The organism is Borrelia parkeri (assembly GCF_023035815.1).
In the GTDB taxonomy this organism is placed as follows: Bacteria; Spirochaetota; Spirochaetia; order Borreliales; family Borreliaceae; genus Borrelia; species Borrelia parkeri.
The window spans coordinates 23,321-42,272 of sequence record NZ_CP073173.1 but is presented as its reverse complement, the minus strand read 5'-3'; the positions used below and the strand labels follow the sequence as shown (position 1 = coordinate 42,272).

Here is an 18,952-nt window from a genome sequence, read left to right as displayed (position 1 = left end):
ATATTTAATTTTTATTAGTATAAATAAAAAGCAAAATATATTTAATTTCTCATCACTTTCAGGATTTTCTCTTTAAAATTATTATCTAATAAATAGTACTAAACTGATTACAATCAGTTTAGTACTATTTAACAACATTCTTTGCAAGAAATATAACAAGGCAAATTAATACAAGAAACAAAACAAAATGTTTAAAATTAAGGTTGCTCTCAAGTTTTATTAGTTATGACTTAATATTTAATTGTAAACTTAAAGATAAATTCATTGATTCACTTGATAAAATTATTTTGTATTGTATACTAAGAAAAAAGTTATTAAATTTCTTTCTGATAGTGCACATCAAGACAACATCCTTAACAAATCAAAAAAAAAAGGGTTTTTACACTAAAAAACTTATTGCTTCTTTAGTGCCTGTTATAATCTTGTCTAATATCTCAGTGACAAACTTATCAACTACTGTTTTAACTTTTATGTAATTTCTATTCTTATCTATATCTGTGTTTAATTTCTCTTTAACTGCTTTCATTATATTTTCAATATCAATAAAATACTCTTCCTACATCACTTTTTTTAATCTCGGTCTTAAACACCAAGCATATCAAATACCATTTCTTCCAATGATACACAAACTGAAAAAACTTTTTCCCAAATTAACTATTGAGTTTAGAAACAAAGCTTTAAAACTCTCTACATTCTCTTTATTTACTTACTAAACCACAATTCATTAACAAAAACTAAGATAATCAGAATATCATTGTAGTATTTATATATAGAAAAAAATGGGTTTTATAATATATAATATAATGTATTCATATAAAATATAAACATAAAACGGATTCTTATTATATAATCCCTTACAAAACTTTTATTCTTTGCTAAGAAAAGATAAAATAAATATGGAATATTAAAAAATTATTAGATATTACTATAGAAATTGCAAAACAAACATATGCTTTTACAATAAAATTTATACAGAGGAATGATAAACAAATGGATAAAAAAAGAACAAAAATAATAACCATAGCATCAATTAAAGGAGGAGTGGGAAAGAGTACTTCTGCCATTCTTTTCTCTACTATTATCTCTAAAAATTTTAGCGTCTTACTAATTGATATGGACGCTCAAGCAAGTCTTACAAGTTACTTTAATGAATATCTTGAAAAAGCACGAATCAATGTAGAAAATACAAATATATATGAAATCTTACGAAAAAATCTGGATATTAATAATAGTATTTGCAATATAAATCAAAATTTAGATTTTATCCCTAGTTACTTAAATTTACACTTTTTTAATAACGATAATTTACCATTCAAAGAAACCAGACTAAAAAAAGCACTTTATTTTATTAAAAATACTTATGATTACATAATAATTGATACTAATCCAAGCTTAGATTTTACACTAATTAATGCTCTTGTTGTTTCTAACTTTGTTATATCTCCAATTCCCGCCGAAAAATGGTCTATAGAAAGTCTAGAGGCTCTTAACTTTAAAGTTAAACAATTGGACCTAAACTTACCAATATATATATTAAACACCAGACTTAAAAATAATAATTCAAATAAATTCTACCTAGATATTCTAAAACAAAATTCTAATTTTATTGGATCTATAAGAGAGAGAGAGGATTTAAATAAAAGAATTGCACAAAATATTGGATTTTCTTTAAACGAAGACGACACATCAGACTACAAAAAAGCATTAAAAAATTTGTTCGGTGCCGAACAAATTTCAGGGAGATTATATGAAAAAGAACAAATTTAAACTAAATAAAAGGATTATTGAAAAAAACAACTCTCTCCAAGAAAATATTAATGATATCAATAGGCAAACTTACGAAAAATTAAAAGCAAAACTTAAAATAAACCTACAAGAAGATATCTACAACAAAATAGAAACCATGAAAATATTAAAAGAAATTAATGACAAAAAATTATTCAAATTAGACGGATATAAAAACTTTAGCACATTTATCAAAAATTATAATCTAGCCAGAACCCAAGTTTATACATATCTAGCTATTGCAGAAGGTCTCAAGAACAACTTAATCAACGAAGAATCCATAATTGAAAAAGGAATAATGAACACATATTTTTTTCTATCAACTAAAGAAACGCAAAACAAACAAAAGACATCGAATTTAATCAAATCAATTAAACTGCAACTTAAAGACCAAGATGCTTACAACTTTTACAAAACAAACCAACAATTCACCTGTTTCCTTATGGAAAGGATCTTTATTCAAGACAAAGAATACATAAAAAAAACAAAAAAAGACTTTGAAAAAAGTATGGCAAAATCTAAAAAACAAATATGAAAATTCAATAGTTTAGTTATTATTTTAAACAAATACTGACTCTCTATGCAAAATTTATTAAGCAATAAAAACATATTATTGACAAAATATAATCTTTCATATATAATATGCCCACAGCTTTTTTTGAAGGAGTAAATCAATTGGAAATCTTAAAAAAATCTCATAATAAAGAAAAAAAAATTTAATAAGCATCAACATAAGTTGATAGTACTAATATCAACACTAAATTATATGAATTTAAATTTAAAAAAATATACCCAAAGTAATATACTTTACTACTTTAATAATAATCTGAAAAGAAATGGTCAAAAAATTATAAAGATTAAAACACTCCAAAGCTACTTATACAAATTAGAAAAAGAATTACAGATAACTATTAACTACTATAAACATCTAGGAAAGAACTATGGAACAGAAATTTATTATCAACTCAAATATCCCAAAAATAAATGTTATCACAAAATAAACTCATACTTTAAAACAAAAAGAGAAAAAAATTTAATGCAAGAGTTCATAAATATCTGTGTTCAAAAAATATCAATGAAGAAAAATGGGAGTGTATAAATAATATAAATAATACAAAACCAAAAGAAAAATTAAATAAAATACACAAAAATCATAACTACAAAACCAATGTCGTAAGTAAAAACAAAAAATACCAAGACCAAAACAAAACAATAAAAGAAGCAAATAAAAAAAATAAAGACAATATTAGAAATAATATATTCAGTATATTACTTGAACAACTTAAAAAAAAGGCAGAAATCAAAACCTTAGTACCAATACTAAAGCAATATCTAGATAAAACAAACAATCTAAATTATAATAAAATAATTAATACTACTATGATCTCCTAGAAATACTAGGCAAATCCTAAATTAATTATTCTAAATCTAAGGAATAAAAATGAACGACTTGTTCAAAAAACTAAAACAAAAAGCAAAAACTCTTAAATTAAACACATCTCAAGCAAATATCAAGAATATTTTCGATAAAATAGAAAAAATAGAAGAAAAAAAATATATCACACAAAATTATTTAATGATTTTTATACATTTGGTGTCAACAGAAAACAAAAACAAAAATTCTTAATAGCCCTTAAAAAATATTCAAATCCCAACAAAGAAAAAAAAATATACACGTTCCATTTATTCAGTGTCAAAGGAGAAGACGATTTTCTAGGAATTCATTATTCTATCAAAAAAATACAAAAGCCATTAATCATTACAAATACAGAAAAAAATGAGTCTTATACCATAAGATGGTGTGTTTGTATGGAATTTAGATTTAAGACAGGTTCTATTATATGTTATCTTACGAACTTTTATTCCTTGTTAAGAAAAGATAAAATAAACACTGAATATTACAAAAAACTATTAAACATTACTCTAGAAATTGAAAAACAAGTATATGCTTTCTACAACAAAAATTTATCAGGTGAAATAATAACCAAATGGATAGAGAAAAAACAAAAATAATACCTAATATCTATAACATCAATTAAGGAAGGCGTAAAAAAAAAGGGCTTTTTGTCCATTATTTTCCCTTCTATTACCTCAAAAAACCAGTGTTTTATCGACTTGTACAAAGATACAAGCAAGTTTTACAATTCGTTTTAACAAATATCTCAAAAAAACACAGGATAATTTAAAAAATACAAAATTAGTAAAAATTATTTCTTTCATTTCAAACATAGATATTTGAAAATTAACAAAATTGTTGTATAGTTTATTTAAGGTTTGATACACTTACGTATCACTCTTTCAGAAAAAGAAATTATAAAACCAATTAAAGGTTTTGTTAGGGGTTTTAATTGTAAAGTTCCTAATAAAACCTTTAAGTTTAGCTATAAGATATGAAAAACCATTTAATATGTATATAAGTTAAAAGTTCTAGAATGTTATATTATGGCGGAAAACATCATATTAATTCCCGAAGACTTTTTGAGATATTTAAACCTTAGATTGCTTAGATTTAAAAATAATGAAAAACATTTTATATGTCTTATTGTTTTAATTTTATTCTTATTATATATAACTAATAATTAGCTATATATAATTTTAATTTAGTGAATATTCTTAAAGAAGTTAAATTAATAAATTTAAGATTATTAATTGTAATAATAAAGGTATTTCTGTATTTTAAATCAGATTATTATCCTATAATAACTTATAAGATATAGAATTTAAGTGTTTTAATTTTTGTTCTTGTGTTAAAATTACAGTTCTGTATTATATCAGATATGAGTGACGGTATTTTAAGATAATAATCTTAGTACTGTGAGGAGTGATTATAATCAGTTTAATGGGAAGAATCCCTTTTAGTTTTAATTTAAAGAAAGCAGCATTAATTTTAGTAGATATCCAAAACGATTTTTTGGAGTCAGGGACTCTTTCTGTTCCTCAAGGTAATGAGATTATCCCTTTGGTAAACCAACTTCAGAAGTGCTTTGAGCACATTGTTGCAACTAAGGATTGGCATTGTGAAAATCATGTAAGTTTTTTGAGTAATGCTAATTGTAAAGGTTGGCCTAAGCATTGTGTAAAAAATACATGGGGAGCAGAATTTCCAAAAGATTTAAATATTGATAAAGTGAAGTCTGTTTTTTTAAAGGGACAGGATGAGAATTATGACAGTTACAGTGGTTTTTATGATGATTCTAATAAGAAAAAATCAACAGGTCTTTTGGATTATCTTCAATTCAATGGGATTGATGCAGTGTTTATAGTAGGCTTAGCCTTAGACTTTTGTGTAAAGGAAACAATAATTGATGCCCATAATTTAGGATTTCAGTCTTATTTAATAACTGATGCTACAAGAAGTATTTCTTCTTTTCCTGAACTAATAATTATGGAGCTTAAAAAACTTGGTATATTAACCTGTTTGGCAAGAGATATTTTTAATAATTTTAGTTTACTGTAGTGTTAAAAAGTTGCAATCTATATATTCAAGTTCTATCTTTTTTTGTTGATATCATAAATTCAATCACGAATGTTTTCTATAGCATTTTAGATGTACATGTGTATAGTGTTATATACTGAGGGTACCCTAAGTTATTGAGAATGAAAGTTTTAAAATTTATAATTTTGTAGTACAATGAAAAATTATTATTTATGAGTGTTAAGATAAATCTTTCGGGTATTGTTATTTGTTTAGTTATTACCTTAAATGGTTGTAGTGTGGATAAAAAAGGTAATGTAGGTATCCGGTTTTACGAAGATAGTTTGGATCTGCTTTTGAACAGCAATGATTTTGAACAAAATGAGTCCCATGTAGACAAATCTATTTGGCAACATTATAAAGATAGTAAAAAACAAATAGAAAAAAATAATATTAATCAAACTGACATAGACAATAATGATCAAGGAGCACTTAAAAAAGGAGTTTTAAACTATCATATAGATGATCAAGAAGTTGCGAAAGTAGATATTCTGGAAGTGGAAAGGTTAAATGGTTATCTGTTACAGGATAGTGCATTATCTTCCGTACAAAGTGATATAGACTATATCAGTGAACGAGTAATTGTAAATGAGGATTTTAATAACAATGATATAGTATCAAAAATAATTTTGGAACAAGATTTATTAGAAAGTTGTAAAAAAAGATTGGAAAACAACCTAAATGAAGTACAGAAAGAAGCATTAGAATTTTTGGAAAAAGCTTTGTCTAGTAAGGTTGATAAGTTAAATAAAATTTTAGTCTTAGATGAAGATGAAATCAAAAATATGCTTGATATAATAAGTAGAAATTTAAACAGTATAAGGGACCTTGAATCTGTTAATGAGCTTATTTTAGATTTTGAGAATTTAGATAGCGGAGAACTTGAATTTAAGATGAATGATGAGATAAAAGTAGAATATACAGAAGTAAAAAATGATCTAAGGGAAAAAATTGAACTTTCATTAGATGAATATTTATCTGTGATAGATGCTAATTTCAATGATGATGATATAAGATCTAGTATAGATAATATCAATTCTATTGAGATTTTATCACCTTCGTTTGATTATAAATTTGCAGAATCTTCTCTTATAAGAGAAGATTAAATTTATATATAAACTTTGTACAATTGGGAATTATTATTAGGTTATTTAGATATAATTCTGTACCTTTGTAGGGTATTTGATTTTTTTGGAATTTAAAATAACCAATTTTTATTTATTATTATGTTTAAATTGGTGCATATAATTTTATTTTTGGCTTTAAGATTTGAATCATTAATAATGATTTTAGGAAATTTGATTTGTTCTCAAGGTGTTGGTTTTTGAGTGGATTTTATAGATATAAAAATTTCATTCTATAATTTTTGGCTTAAAAACTAATATTTAATTAGTTGAATTGTTCTTGTGATAAGCATTATTATTAAAATAATGTTAATATTTAAACATCAATTTCCTTATAACATTAGACTTAACTCGGGTCATTGCTGCCATTGCTATTTAAATTACATCATTTGATATTTTTAATATGTACGATGGATACAAACATATTCACCATATATAATTGGTTTAAATTATTAAATTGTTTTTGTATGTTTATATTGATTTGTTATTTAAGGAATATAGACATACAAAGTTTAGCTATTGTTATTCTTATAAGAATATATTTACAATATTTATTGGCAGTGAATAAATATAGAGTTGAAATTAGTATTTTAAGCATTAAATAAGGATCTTAGAAGTTTTTTTAATATATACAAATTGAAAATAATCCTTTTTTGTTGTGTTTAAGAACATGCTATGCATAAAATTATACAAAAATATACGATTATTAAAATCATCAGAGCTTTTATATTAACATTATCTCAATTGTGATTTGTTCTGCAAGTAGTGAGATTTGTGGATCCAGATATACCATAATAGTAATTATTCATTGAACAGGTATTTGAAATACTAAGGTAGGTATCCTAAAAATTTTTTGTTTCAATACAAGTATAGTTTACGAAATTATGTTTTTTGGATTAATATATAGTATATACTATATAAGTATTTTTAATTTATTATTATGAAAATATTTATTTTATTCTTACCTGTTTAAGGATCGTTGTATGAAAGTAATTAAGTTCCCTAAGAGGAGAAGCTTAAAGTCTGAACAAATGGATATTGAAGATTTTATGGCCCAAGTTGATTACACTACTGCACAGTTGGATAGAGAGTTTAGAGATTTCCAAAAGCAGTATGGAGCAGATAAAGGTCTTGATGATTGGATGGTTCATATAGAAAAGGAAACTCAGCTTAAAAATCAGAAAATTCAAGTAAGATCTAAAGCTTTAAGTTTTCTTTTTGAAAAAAGACTTAATGATAATAAGAACAAGTAAAGATATAACCTAATTTTAAGTAGCCCATTTATTTTTTAAGATTTTCATAATTTGCCTTTTTCTCTAGATTGAGATTTTCAATGTCTTAATAATTTTAATATGAATTGATATAGTAAATGTTAAAGAGTAGTTTAGCCTTTCTATAAGGCTAATTTGGTGAATATTACAGATATTAATGCGATAGAGGTAGAGGGGGAGAGACTGTATGGTCAAATTTGAGGGATGTTTTTTTATTAATGTGTACTAGTATTCATGGTATAGGTTGGTTTTTAGTTTATATAGGAGATGAGAGTGAAAATTGTTAAAAATATTGTTTTGACCTTGTTGTTTATAGTATTTAGTTGTAGTCATGGTGTGTTTAGTAAGCCATCATCTGGTATTATTAATGATTATGCTGAGGTGATTTTTGATAGTCATAGGTATTATTATGTTGAAGAATTTCCTATAGATCTTGATTTAAAGTTTGAATTTGTAGATACTAAGTCTGAATCTACATCACGGACTGACCATCGAGTATTGGGCAGCCATCATATTGCAACAAGAAGAAGTCTTGATGAGAGTAGTTCAGACAAAACTAATAGTTTCTCTTTTGGCAAAGTTGGTTTATTGGTAGATTCAGCTTGTTTAGGGGAATTGGGTATTAAGACTGTAAAAGGGCTTAATGAGCACTTAAGGAGTAAAGGTTTGGGTTTTTTAGGTTTCAAATTTGTTTTTGATTCTGGGTTTGATAGATTATCATCAATATCAGATGGGAATTTACTGGGCAGTAAATGTATTGTTTTTGATCATAATGAATTGATTAATTACATAGGTATTATAAAAGATAAAAAAAATAATATAAGTTTAACTTTAAGTCTTGCCAATAAAGATTTAAAGAATAGTAAATATCGTTTATTCTCTAAGACATATAATAAATATATAGATACTGAGAATAAATTTCTTAATTGTGAAGGACAAGATAATAGTGATTTTCATTTTAAAATTAAAGGTAATGTAGGGAGTCTTTTAAGTGTTTTAGAAGAAATGCTTAGAAAAGTTAAAAAAGGAGAGTTATAGTAACTTTTCTTTTTTAAGTACATAATGTGTTGTTAAGTTTGTTATTTTACCGTTAGGTGTGTAAAGATTAAATTTTATTAGTAAATCAATCAATCTAATTATTAAAAAATGGGTGATAAATATATGATATTGTAATAGTTGTGATATTAAAGGATTATAAAAGAGTAGGCAAGGCAATCGTATTCTGGATAGTTATCCAACGTCTTTTTTTTCAGAGATATTATTAAGATATTTATTTTTTTTAATTTTTGAGTGTATATGTTCTTTTAAAATGGCAGGGATTACAAAATTTTTTCTGCAATTTTGATGTTAATATCATTGTAGCATTTTTAGAAATTTATTTTGATATTTGAGATAAATGGTATACCTTTGCTAATAATTATTTTAGTTTAATGTTTTAGTAATTTTATAACTTAGGAAAGAGATATATGAAAAAGAATGTTTTGGCAGTATGTATGTTAACATTATTGTGTTTGCTATCATGTGATCTTAATGTCTTGAATGAATTGCTAGTCAAATCAAGAGAAAGTTGTTTAGAAAATTTAGAAAAAAATAAAAAAGATAAAAAAGATTTAAACTCGATAAAAGAAAATCAAGAAGGTGAAGAAAAACAAGCAGATATTATCAATAATATTGAAGAGCGTGTAGGAGTGATATCAGACATGGAAGTAGTTCCTGTAGTTCCCTTAACACCTGTTAATGCAGAGATTCCAGTGTTTCAAAATTATCCATACTATCCTTTTCGAAAAAAAATAGAGATAAAAGAAGAGGATTTAATACCGAGTACAAAAGTAGAACAGGAAGCATACAAGGCAATTAAAGATATAGAAAGTATTCTTAAAGGTTCTGGATTCCAGCAATTAATTGAGAATTCACGTGAGCTTAAAGATGAATATGAACGACTAAAAGTCGATTTGTATAATACACTTTCAAAACTCCAAGAGAAAAGAAGTTTCAAAGGATTGAGTCTAGGAAATAGATTTAGGAAAAATAGAATGGATATAGAGAGTTTAAATCGTTGGTACAGTTGGTTAAGGGAAGAATATTCTAATTTTGAGAGACTTATAAATGAAATTGATATTGCAATACAAGATATATGGTCTGCAGAAAAATTTTTTGAGAGAGCACAAAAAACTTTAAAGGAAGCTATTATCAAAAGATTAGAGAATTCAACAAATTGGAGGCATAGATTATCTTATGTACCAGCACAATTATCCGGAATTGCACGAAGTGATGCAGAAATTTCTCTAAAACACATAGAATCTTATTCAAGGATAGGTGAAGCAAAGGGAAGGAAGAAAGATATAGAAAAACTTATTAAAGAAGCGAAATCGTATCTAGAGAATCTTTCATGGTAAAAGATCATGTAAAGGTACTTAAAGATACTCTCTAATACTAATGTTTGAAAAGGAGAGTCTTCTGTTAAAATGAGCTCTCTTAAATTTTATTTAGATAAGTTTCTAAAAATAATTACCTTTTAAATTTAACTATTGACTTGTACATCTTAAAGGTTTTAATATGTATAAGGATTATTATTGTAAATTATTTTGAAAATTTAAGGGGTACATGCTTTGAGTATGAACGAAAAAGAAAAATCCTTGAATCAAGGATATAAAGTGTAAACAAAACTTTTTTTAAGCTTATTGATTGTATAGATAGTGATGTAAGAATAATTCAAGTCGCAAGGATTTTATAAGAATTTCATATTGTAGTTAGAATATTAAAGAAGATAATGGGTTTATCGATTTTTTTAATAAAAAATGAACATGCAAATTTATTTGAACAATTAGTATTCAAATTTCATGTTACAATAAATGATTTAAAGAAAAGTCAAAGTTTTTGTTAACAACTATATCAAAATATGATAAACTATGATGTTTCAAATGAAGTTTCTAAAATAATTTTGCCCTTAATTTTATATACTGAATAGTATTGGTAGATTGATTTAAAAAATCTTTTTCATTTTATTAAATTGAGGTTGGCGTTAAATTAATCAAAAAATTTTAGGAAACATTCATTAAAAGACATGCGTGAGTATGTTGGTATATTTCTTGATATTATTGAAAAATTGTGTCTATTATTACTATAAGTTTTAAAAATTATATTTTGAAAAGTTGTGAATTGTCTTATGGAGAGATAATTCCAATTTCTAGTGCTTTACATATCAGTTGAAAATATTGATAAACTCTTAGAGTTCCTCAAGTAAAAACATTTAATTTTTCTTAGTTGTTTTTTAGTCTTTCTTGATTTTCTATGCTTTCTTTTAAAGAATAAATTTCTTGATGATACTTCTACATTGCTATAAAAAATGGTTGTCTTTAATATATTATCAATAATATGGTGTTTGTTATATGGATTATTTGATAGTTTAAACCATATTTTGTAAGAATTTTTGATTTTAAGCGATTTTATGATGCTAAATAGTTTTATTAGTAGGGCTATTATTTCTGGGGGGTATAAGTCAAAATGTCTTTAATATTCTCGTATTACAGAGATAACTAAGTTCTAAGAGTACGGTAAAGATACTGTAAAGAATTGTAAGAGTAATAAAGAGGCACGTAATAATGAAAAGAATTACTTTTTGTGCGTTATTGATGACTTTATTTTTACTTCTTGGTTGTGAGAGTGGTAGTACTAAAGCTGAGGATCATAAAACTGTATTCTTAACTTATATTGCTAATTTAGGTAAAGGGTTCTTAGATGTTTTCACTTCCTTTTCTGATATGGTTGGAGGGGTTTTAGGGTTTAATACTAATACTAAAAAATCTGATATAGGGAAATACTTTAAGAGAGTCCATGATACTGTTTCATCTACTAAGACAGTCCTTGAGAAAATTGTATCTGACATGAAATCTAAAAATAATCCTAATGCAGAGGCTGCAGGTGCTGCAGTAAAAAAACTAGTGAGTGAAACACTTAGTAAAATAATTGAAGGAGCTAAGACTGCTAGTGAGGCTATTGGTGATGCTGCTAAGTTAGCTAAGAATTCTGCTGGTATTGCTGCTTCCGGTGTTGCTGCTCCCAAAGATACAGTTATGGCAGGAAGGATAGCATTAAGAGCGATGACTAAAGGCGGTAAATTTGCTAATGGAAGTAATGCTGCTGATGCAAAGAAAATAGTAGAGGGAGTAGCAGTAAGTGCAATAACTAAGGCATTAGATATATTAACTATTGCAATAAAGAAAAATTATTGACTTAGGCCTTAAAGAGGTTAAAGAAGCTATGAAAATTAATCCCAATGATACTCCTGTAACTATTGATAAGCAAATTTCTGAAACTAAAAGTTAATAATCAGAATTAATAACAAATACATAACTAAATAAAGTCATTTGAGGAAAACTCTTCTCTTCATAAGAATTGTTTTCCTTTTATCTATATCTTGTAATAATATTCATGTAATAATACTCAGGTCTAAGGCGTAGTGATGGAATCCTTTAACAACAGATTGATGGTAAGACTACATTTGAGCTTCTTGATACACTAAAAAAAATAGACTAAACATTTATGTTAGATTTAAGGACTCTCTTAAATCACATTTTACTAAAAGAAGGTTCCTATAATACTTAAATATTATATTATACCTATATAAGGAGTGTTTTATGGGACTTGCACAACCAGTAGTTACTCAACAAATGGTCATCAATGAACTTACTAAAGCTGGTATAAGTAAAGATATTGCTATTGATTTATCTTATAGATATTATAAGAATGAACTGACTTACAAGGATATTGAGTATTTAGAGACTACTTTTAACCTTAAGCTTGAAAAGGTAAAAGTAACCTTACAAGCCGATATTAGAGACCTTGATAATAAGATTGACATTGTTAGAAATGAGGTTTCTCTTGTTAGAAAAGATATGGAAATTAATAGGGTGGAGCTTGATGGTAAACTTGATAAAGCTACATCAAAACTTAAGAGTATACTAAGACTACATGGTTGGATGTTTGGAACTATTATTACCCTAAATATAGGAATATTTTTAACATTAATGTCCATAGTCTATTCATTGTTAAATAAATGAATTTAAATTAATTAAACCTTTGCTTTATTTGATTACATGTTAGTTATTTTTTTACCAAAACCAATAAATTATTTTATTAATATTAATTTATCTTTGAGCATTGTTACATTTCCAGAAGCCTTTTTAAGTAAAGATGTATCTATTTTTTTATTTTCTGTTTTTATTTTGTTCAAAGCTTGTTAAGCATCTTGCCCCCCTTAGTAAAAAATGAGGCACGTAATAATGAAAAGAATTACTTTAAGTGCATTATTGATGACTTTATTTTTATTTCTTAGCTGTGGAAGTGGACAACTTCAAGCTGAGAAACTGGCTGCTGAATCTAAAATTTCTTTCTTTGATTCACTTATCAAAATAGGTCAAGGATTTCAAGAGATTTTTGGCTTTTTTGGTAATGCTATTGGTGATACTTTTGGACTTACAGCTGTTAAATCTGATGACAAGAGAAGTAAAGTTGGTGAACACTTTAAGACTATAGGTGATGGACTTACAACTACTAAGAATAAGTTAAATGAGCTATCAAATAAAATATCTGAAGCAAAAAATGCCAATAACAGCACAATTGAAGCTGTTAAGGGTGCAATTAACAGTGCAAATGATGTCTTTGAACAACTAATTGCTGCTCTAACTACACTTGCTGGGGTTGCTAAAGAAGCTGGCGATACTAATATTGGTGATGCAACGACTGATAATAATGCTGCAGGTGCTGATGAAAATAGTGTAAAAGCTGTAATTGACAATGTAAAGAAAATTATTGATGTAGCAGAGAATTCTGGCATAGAAATCAGGCCTGGAAATCCTGGTGGATCAGGTGGCTAATGGAGATGTACCTAAAGCGCTAATTCATAACGCTCAAGCTGGTGCTAATGCTGGACCTAAACTAGCAGATGAAATTGCTAAAGCAGATCCATGGGCAATTATTGACAAGATTAAGAATGCTAAGGCTACTGCACCTGCTGTCCCTGCTGCTAATTCTGAAGCCGGAGTATTAGCTACTGCTACTAATGGCAATAATGCTGCCGGCAGTGCAGCTACTAATGCAGATTTAGCAGCTGCTGTTGCTCTTAAGGCTATGACTAAGTCTGGTAAATTTACTCAACCCGCTGCTAATGAAGATGGAGCAGTTAAAGCAGCAGCAGTAATTGCTGTAAATAAGGTATTAGGAGTACTTGATTTTATAATTAGGAAACAGTATCAATCAATCTAGATAAGATAAGATAAGAGAAGCTGTTAAGGGAATACAGTACTCAGAGACTACTACTGAAGCAACTGAAGTTAGTACTACTTAACCTGCTACTACTGAATAAATTACCTAATTAAAAGATCTAAATAAAGTCATTTTAGGAAAACATTTCTCATGAAGAGAAATGTTTTCCTAAAATGACTTTATTATTTAATTTACTTACTTACTTTTTTTAAATATTTAATGAAGGACCTATACTAATTAAACTTTAATTATATTTGAACTTTATCAAATCAATATTCTGAAATGGTATATAATAGACATTCAAAACTTTATTCTTCATTATCACTTATTTCTGAATAAAAGATAAAGAAATAAAATTTTTAAAAAATATAAAATAACAATCCCATTATTTACTTATTGAAAAGTCTTTTTTTCTAGACTAATTTAAAGTATTGCTATATATTTTTTTTAAAAAAATTTTCAAGGAAAAACATAATGAACAAAATGATCCTTTTTACTAAAAAAATCAATAATATATCAAATATATATACTATGTTTTTAGCTATCTTCACTTTTCTTAACTGTGATCTAAATACACACAAAAATAAATACACTAATACTAAAGGTTATAATACCAGTGCAATTATGACTGAGAAAAAATTTAATAATGAAATCTTAAAACTAGACTTAAATAGAGATGAAAAACAAGCCCTTAACTTCTTCATAATATCACTTAAAGATCAAAATATTTTAAGAAAATTAAAAGAAGCATCAGTTAAACATCTTATTGATCATATGAATTACACCTATAATGCAACAAATGTAATTGAGTTATTCAACGAACTTGGTAACAAAAAAACTAAAGTATTACTTCAAATGATATATAAAAAGATTAAAAAAATTGACGATCAATCAAGTGATTTTTTCTTTGTAAATACATTTACTTCATGGTGGCAAATTTGGAGTGTCATACCATCAACTTTCGATATTCAAAATAACAAGACTATATCATAGAAAGTCTTGTATAAGGTGAGTCTTTACAAAACCAAAAGACTCACCTTATACAAATTAAATAATTTATGGATTTAATCAAATTTAAATAAACAAGCAAATTACTTATCTGTAGCCCAAATACCCAAATAGCTTAAAAAAAGAGCTTTCTTAAGCTTATCTAAGTTGTTAAAAACTAAAAAATATATAAAATTGATTCAACTTATGAAAAGTTTTTATTTTTTCTAAATACTCTCTAATTCAATCAAACACCATACCTAATACTTTCAAGTAACTTAGCTTCATAAAGGTAGTTACATAACTTCAAATCATTTCCTAAATCAATAAATTTCAAATATGAATCTATTTAATAGCAACTACCAAACATGTTTGCTATGTAAAAATCTATGTAATATTATATACCGCTGTAAGTAAATTTCTCTATTTCCTTTACGTAAATACTGAATTTTTCATATAAGACTGCTTTATAGTACTAATCAAGCAAAATCTAAAACTATAACTTATCCTTATCCTAATTCATGAAAACCTTTATTCATCCCTCTTTAAATTACAACTATCTAGACTCATATACCCGTATAAATAATGTTTATATAATACTAAAACTATGTATCTTCTTCAATTAAAATACATTATATATACTTACTTCTTAAAAGAATTTAATTCATTAACACTAGTCTAAGTAGCCTCAGCATTAGAATTATTTCCAGATTTCATGTCAGCAACAATTTTGTCAAAGAATATCTTAGTGCCTTATACAGTATCCTAAATAGTTTTAAAGTAGTTCCCAACATCAGACTTTTTAGTAGTAGTATTAAAAACCTAAAACACCTCCAACCATATCAGAAAGGGAAGTAAAAACATCTAAGAACCCTTTACCTAAATTAGCAATAGAATTTAAGAATGTGGTTTTAGGATCTTCCGTCTTAGTACTGCCACTCCTACAACCAAGAAGTAAAAATAAAGTCATCAATAACGCACTTAAAGTAATTCTTTTCATTATCACGTGCCTCCTTATTACTCAAGGGACAAGACATAAATAAAAGAAAAACAATTCTTATAAAAAGAAAAGTTTTCCTCAAATGACTTTATTTAGTAGATTATTTAAATAGATAATTTATTTAGTAGCAGCAGGTTGAGTAGAACTAGCTTCAGTTGACTCAGTAGTAGTTTCAGAGTACTGTATTCCCTTAACAGCTTCTCTTATCTTATCTAGATTGCTTGCAACTGTTTTTCTAATTATAAAATCAAGTATCCCTAATACCTTATTTACAGCAGTTACAGCAGCGGCTTTAACTGCTCCATCTTCATTAGCAGCAGGTTGAGTAAATTTACCAGACTTAGTCATAGCCTTAAGAGCAACAGCAGCAGCTAAGTCTGCATTAGTAGCTGCCTTAGCACCATTAGCATTTGCAGCACCAGTAACTAGTTGTCCAGCATTGTTATTATTGGCAGCAACAAGACCAGAAGTAGTAGAATCTTTTATTTTATCAATCATAGCCCATGGATCAGCTTTAGTCACCTCATCAACCAATTTAGGACCAGAACCTGCAGCAGCCTGAGCATTTCCACCAAGTGCATCAGGTGCAGCACCAGCATCATTATTTACTGGTCCACCAGCATCTCCAGAACTGATTTCTACTTCAGATTTCTTTGCTACTTCAATAATTGCATTCACACTTTTAATTATAGTGTCAACTCCATCCTTATCAGCAGCAACTGCAGCACCAGCATTATTAGCATCACCAATATTAGTATCGCCAGCCTCCTTAACAACCCCAGCAAGTTTAGTTAAAGCAGCAATTAGTTTTTCAAAGACATCATTTGCACCTTTAATTGCACTCTTAACAGCTTCAATTGTGCTGTTATTGGCATTTTTTGCCTCAGATATTTTATTTGATAGCTCATTTAACTTATTCTTAGTAGTTGTAAGCCCATCTCCTATAGTCTCAAAGTGTTCACCAACTTTACTTCTCCTGTCACCCGATTTAACTGCTGTAAATCCAAAAGTATCACCAATAGCATTACCAAAAATACCAAAAATCTCATAAAACCCATGACCTATCTTAACTAATGAATCTAAGAAAGTATTCTTACTCTCAGCAGCCAATTTCTCAGCCTGAAGTTGTCCACTTCCACAGCTAAGAAGTAAAAATAAAGTCATTAATAACGCACAAAAAGTAATTCTTTTCATTATCACGTGCCTCCTTATTACCTCATCAGGGCAAAATAGTTAAAAAAGGAATAATTTTTACAAAACAAGTCAATACTCACAAAAACTCATACATCACAATAAGAATTACTATATATTGTTTAAATTACAAAGATAAGAGAATTGATATGAGTAAACTTACAAGGTTAATACTTCTCAGCACATTACTTTTGAACTGTTGCAAATTATATAATATAAGTATAAAACCTACTGATGCTCAGCCACATAATAGATCTAAGAGGAATTTGAATAAATTACCAAATAAAACTGACTAAACAGAAAAAAATTTACTCTATCTGATGATAAGCAGAAGAAATTTAGCTATTTAAAGCATGCATTGAATCAGGTAATTAATAATTACAAAATTAAATTGGTGGATGCAAAGATGAAAGTAAGAGCAAATACACAAAATTTCTTGACTGGCTTAACGAATACAAACAAAAAAAAAGAAGTGAAAAAGACAATGATAAAATTTTTGCTCAATATATCAATGATGCTATTGATTATAAATCGAACAGTTTTTTAAAGGTATTATGAACAGTATGTCCTACAAAAATACTAATAAAGGAATATTTGAATATCTTAAAATAAAGCTTTCAGAAGAAAAATCATGTAGCAGAACTTACAGTAAATTAGCAATAAAAATAAGGAGATTTGTTATGAAAAAATCAATTTTATTTTAATGCCGGCATTACTAATTAATAGTTTAAGTCAATTTAATAATAAAAATGATGATAACTCATCATAATGAAATTAAGAAAGCATATTTAAAAAAAGAGATTTAAAATAGTAAAGCAAAAAACACCTTATAAAAAATAAATTAAACTTATTACCAAAATGGTCAAAGTAATGCATCAAGTAAACAATTGATTCATAGAGGAGAAGAAATTAAATTTTGCAGAGAATACTTACAAAAACCATTAAACCTATACGATTTAGAAGAGAAAATACTTTGCAAAATAATTTCATTTTAAGGTCATCTTCAGTTACATTTTTATGTAATTTCCAAAAACTATCAAATATCTATATAAATCTCTTGACATATCCTAACTCAAAACCAAGCAAATAACCGATGCTATGTTATATTTTTTGATGTTTAATATCAATCTATTTAAAGAATATATTAAACTCATTAAACCTATCACCTCAAATAAGGTACAAAAAATATTCAAAATTACAAAATTAAGTATATATAAGAAAGCCTCCCCTTAAAGAAACTTTTCTTCTCATGAAATAGGAAGTTTGTATTTACTGGCAAAGAATACTTAAAAGGTTCATCAATAACTACATATCCAAAAAGATTTGGTTACCTTTAACTATATTTAGACTTTTCTTATATTAAAAAGATGACAAAATATTTTATTACTTCCAAACTAAACTCTCTCTTTATTAAATACTTATTAAGTAAGCCAATCTAATACTCTATAGTTTCAAGCTTTGATTTCCCTCCAAAATAATCAAGTATACTAGATTTATCATTCTATGATTATAACAAAAATATATCTATTATCTCTAAACTATCAAAAGGGTCTCACATCATATCATATTCTTATATATTTTCAATACTTCTACAATATTACTTAAATTCATTTTACTTATTATATTGATTGTATTTTACATTATTAACATTCTATGTTGATTATTTATCATAATAAGTCAAAAACTAAAAACCTACAACATTATTAACAAAAATGGCTTTATCATACAAAAAATATTGCACTATTAAACTTGAAAGTCAAAATTTAAGCCTTTGTTAGCAAATCTTTTTGAGAATTGTTAACAAAGGCTTAAAAACTTTTAAGCTTGACCAACATAGGATGGGATTTAAATGCCC

The 18,952-nt window shown here is 26.7% G+C and carries 16 protein-coding genes and 2 pseudogenes; 15 read left to right on the top strand and 3 right to left on the bottom strand.

Annotation, left to right across the window (positions count from 1 at the left end; genetic code table 11):
• Positions 1-379: 379 nt before the first annotated feature.
• Positions 380-544: a variable large family protein gene (locus tag bpSLO_RS07380; protein ID WP_281506696.1), complete on the bottom strand. Its 165-nt coding sequence runs from the start codon at positions 542-544 to the stop codon at positions 380-382.
• 446 nt (positions 545-990) lie between these two features.
• Here bpSLO_RS07380 and bpSLO_RS07375 point away from each other — a divergent pair, with 446 nt between their 5' ends.
• The 14 genes and pseudogenes from bpSLO_RS07375 to bpSLO_RS07315 all read left to right on the top strand — a co-directional run bounded on the left by bpSLO_RS07375 (position 991) and on the right by bpSLO_RS07315 (position 14,912).
• On the top strand, positions 991-1,767 hold the full coding sequence (locus bpSLO_RS07375) for a ParA family protein (protein WP_246990190.1): 777 nt from the start codon (positions 991-993) through the stop codon (positions 1,765-1,767).
• Complete coding sequence (locus tag bpSLO_RS07370; RefSeq protein WP_246990189.1) at positions 1,748-2,320, top strand: chromosome replication/partitioning protein; 573 nt, start codon at positions 1,748-1,750, stop codon at positions 2,318-2,320. Before bpSLO_RS07375 ends, bpSLO_RS07370 begins: the two co-directional genes overlap by 20 nt.
• 231 nt (positions 2,321-2,551) lie before the next feature.
• Complete coding sequence (locus bpSLO_RS08160; protein ID WP_432432506.1) at positions 2,552-2,884, top strand: plasmid maintenance protein; 333 nt, start codon at positions 2,552-2,554, stop codon at positions 2,882-2,884.
• A 342-nt stretch (positions 2,885-3,226) separates the two neighbouring features.
• Positions 3,227-3,412: a hypothetical protein gene (locus bpSLO_RS07365; RefSeq protein ID WP_246990188.1), complete on the top strand. Its 186-nt coding sequence runs from the start codon at positions 3,227-3,229 to the stop codon at positions 3,410-3,412.
• Positions 3,340-3,798, top strand: coding sequence for a DUF226 domain-containing protein (locus bpSLO_RS07360; protein ID WP_348648868.1), 459 nt, complete (start codon positions 3,340-3,342; stop codon positions 3,796-3,798). The genes bpSLO_RS07365 and bpSLO_RS07360 overlap by 73 nt, the downstream gene beginning before the upstream one ends.
• 808 nt (positions 3,799-4,606) lie before the next feature.
• Complete coding sequence (locus bpSLO_RS07355) at positions 4,607-5,242, top strand: nicotinamidase (RefSeq protein WP_281506695.1); 636 nt, start codon at positions 4,607-4,609, stop codon at positions 5,240-5,242.
• 191 nt (positions 5,243-5,433) lie between these two features.
• Positions 5,434-6,366, top strand: coding sequence for a hypothetical protein (locus tag bpSLO_RS07350; protein WP_246990187.1), 933 nt, complete (start codon positions 5,434-5,436; stop codon positions 6,364-6,366).
• Between the two features lie 1,001 nt (positions 6,367-7,367).
• Positions 7,368-7,637, top strand: a complete 270-nt coding sequence (locus tag bpSLO_RS07345; protein ID WP_246990186.1) for a hypothetical protein — start codon at positions 7,368-7,370, stop codon at positions 7,635-7,637.
• 291 nt (positions 7,638-7,928) lie between these two features.
• A complete protein-coding gene (locus tag bpSLO_RS07340) occupies positions 7,929-8,693 on the top strand; it encodes a hypothetical protein (protein WP_246990185.1) in 765 nt (254 codons plus the stop codon).
• 428 nt (positions 8,694-9,121) lie between these two features.
• Positions 9,122-10,051, top strand: a complete 930-nt coding sequence (locus bpSLO_RS07335) for a P12 family lipoprotein (protein ID WP_246990184.1) — start codon at positions 9,122-9,124, stop codon at positions 10,049-10,051.
• Positions 10,052-11,257: 1,206 nt separating this feature from the next.
• Positions 11,258-11,981, top strand: a pseudogene (locus tag bpSLO_RS07330) (variable large family protein).
• Positions 11,982-12,292: 311 nt separating this feature from the next.
• Positions 12,293-12,715 carry a Bdr family repetitive protein gene (bdr, locus tag bpSLO_RS07325; protein ID WP_246990183.1) on the top strand — a complete coding sequence of 141 codons (423 nt, stop codon included), beginning with the start codon at positions 12,293-12,295 and terminating at the stop codon, positions 12,713-12,715.
• Between the two features lie 222 nt (positions 12,716-12,937).
• A pseudogene (locus bpSLO_RS07320) lies at positions 12,938-14,001 on the top strand (variable large family protein).
• Positions 14,002-14,393: 392 nt separating this feature from the next.
• Positions 14,394-14,912, top strand: a complete 519-nt coding sequence (locus tag bpSLO_RS07315; RefSeq protein ID WP_246990182.1) for a hypothetical protein — start codon at positions 14,394-14,396, stop codon at positions 14,910-14,912.
• Positions 14,913-15,720: 808 nt separating this feature from the next.
• Here the strand turns inward: bpSLO_RS07315 and bpSLO_RS07310 are convergent.
• Positions 15,721-15,906 (bottom strand): hypothetical protein, encoded by a 186-nt coding sequence (locus bpSLO_RS07310; RefSeq protein WP_432432505.1) that lies wholly within the window; start codon positions 15,904-15,906, stop codon positions 15,721-15,723.
• A 117-nt stretch (positions 15,907-16,023) separates the two neighbouring features.
• Positions 16,024-17,103 (bottom strand): variable large family protein, encoded by a 1,080-nt coding sequence (locus tag bpSLO_RS07305; RefSeq protein ID WP_246990195.1) that lies wholly within the window; start codon positions 17,101-17,103, stop codon positions 16,024-16,026.
• Between the two features lie 143 nt (positions 17,104-17,246).
• Here bpSLO_RS07305 and bpSLO_RS07300 point away from each other — a divergent pair, with 143 nt between their 5' ends.
• Positions 17,247-17,393, top strand: a complete 147-nt coding sequence (locus bpSLO_RS07300; protein ID WP_246990181.1) for a hypothetical protein — start codon at positions 17,247-17,249, stop codon at positions 17,391-17,393.
• The last annotated feature ends 1,559 nt before the right edge of the window (positions 17,394-18,952 follow it).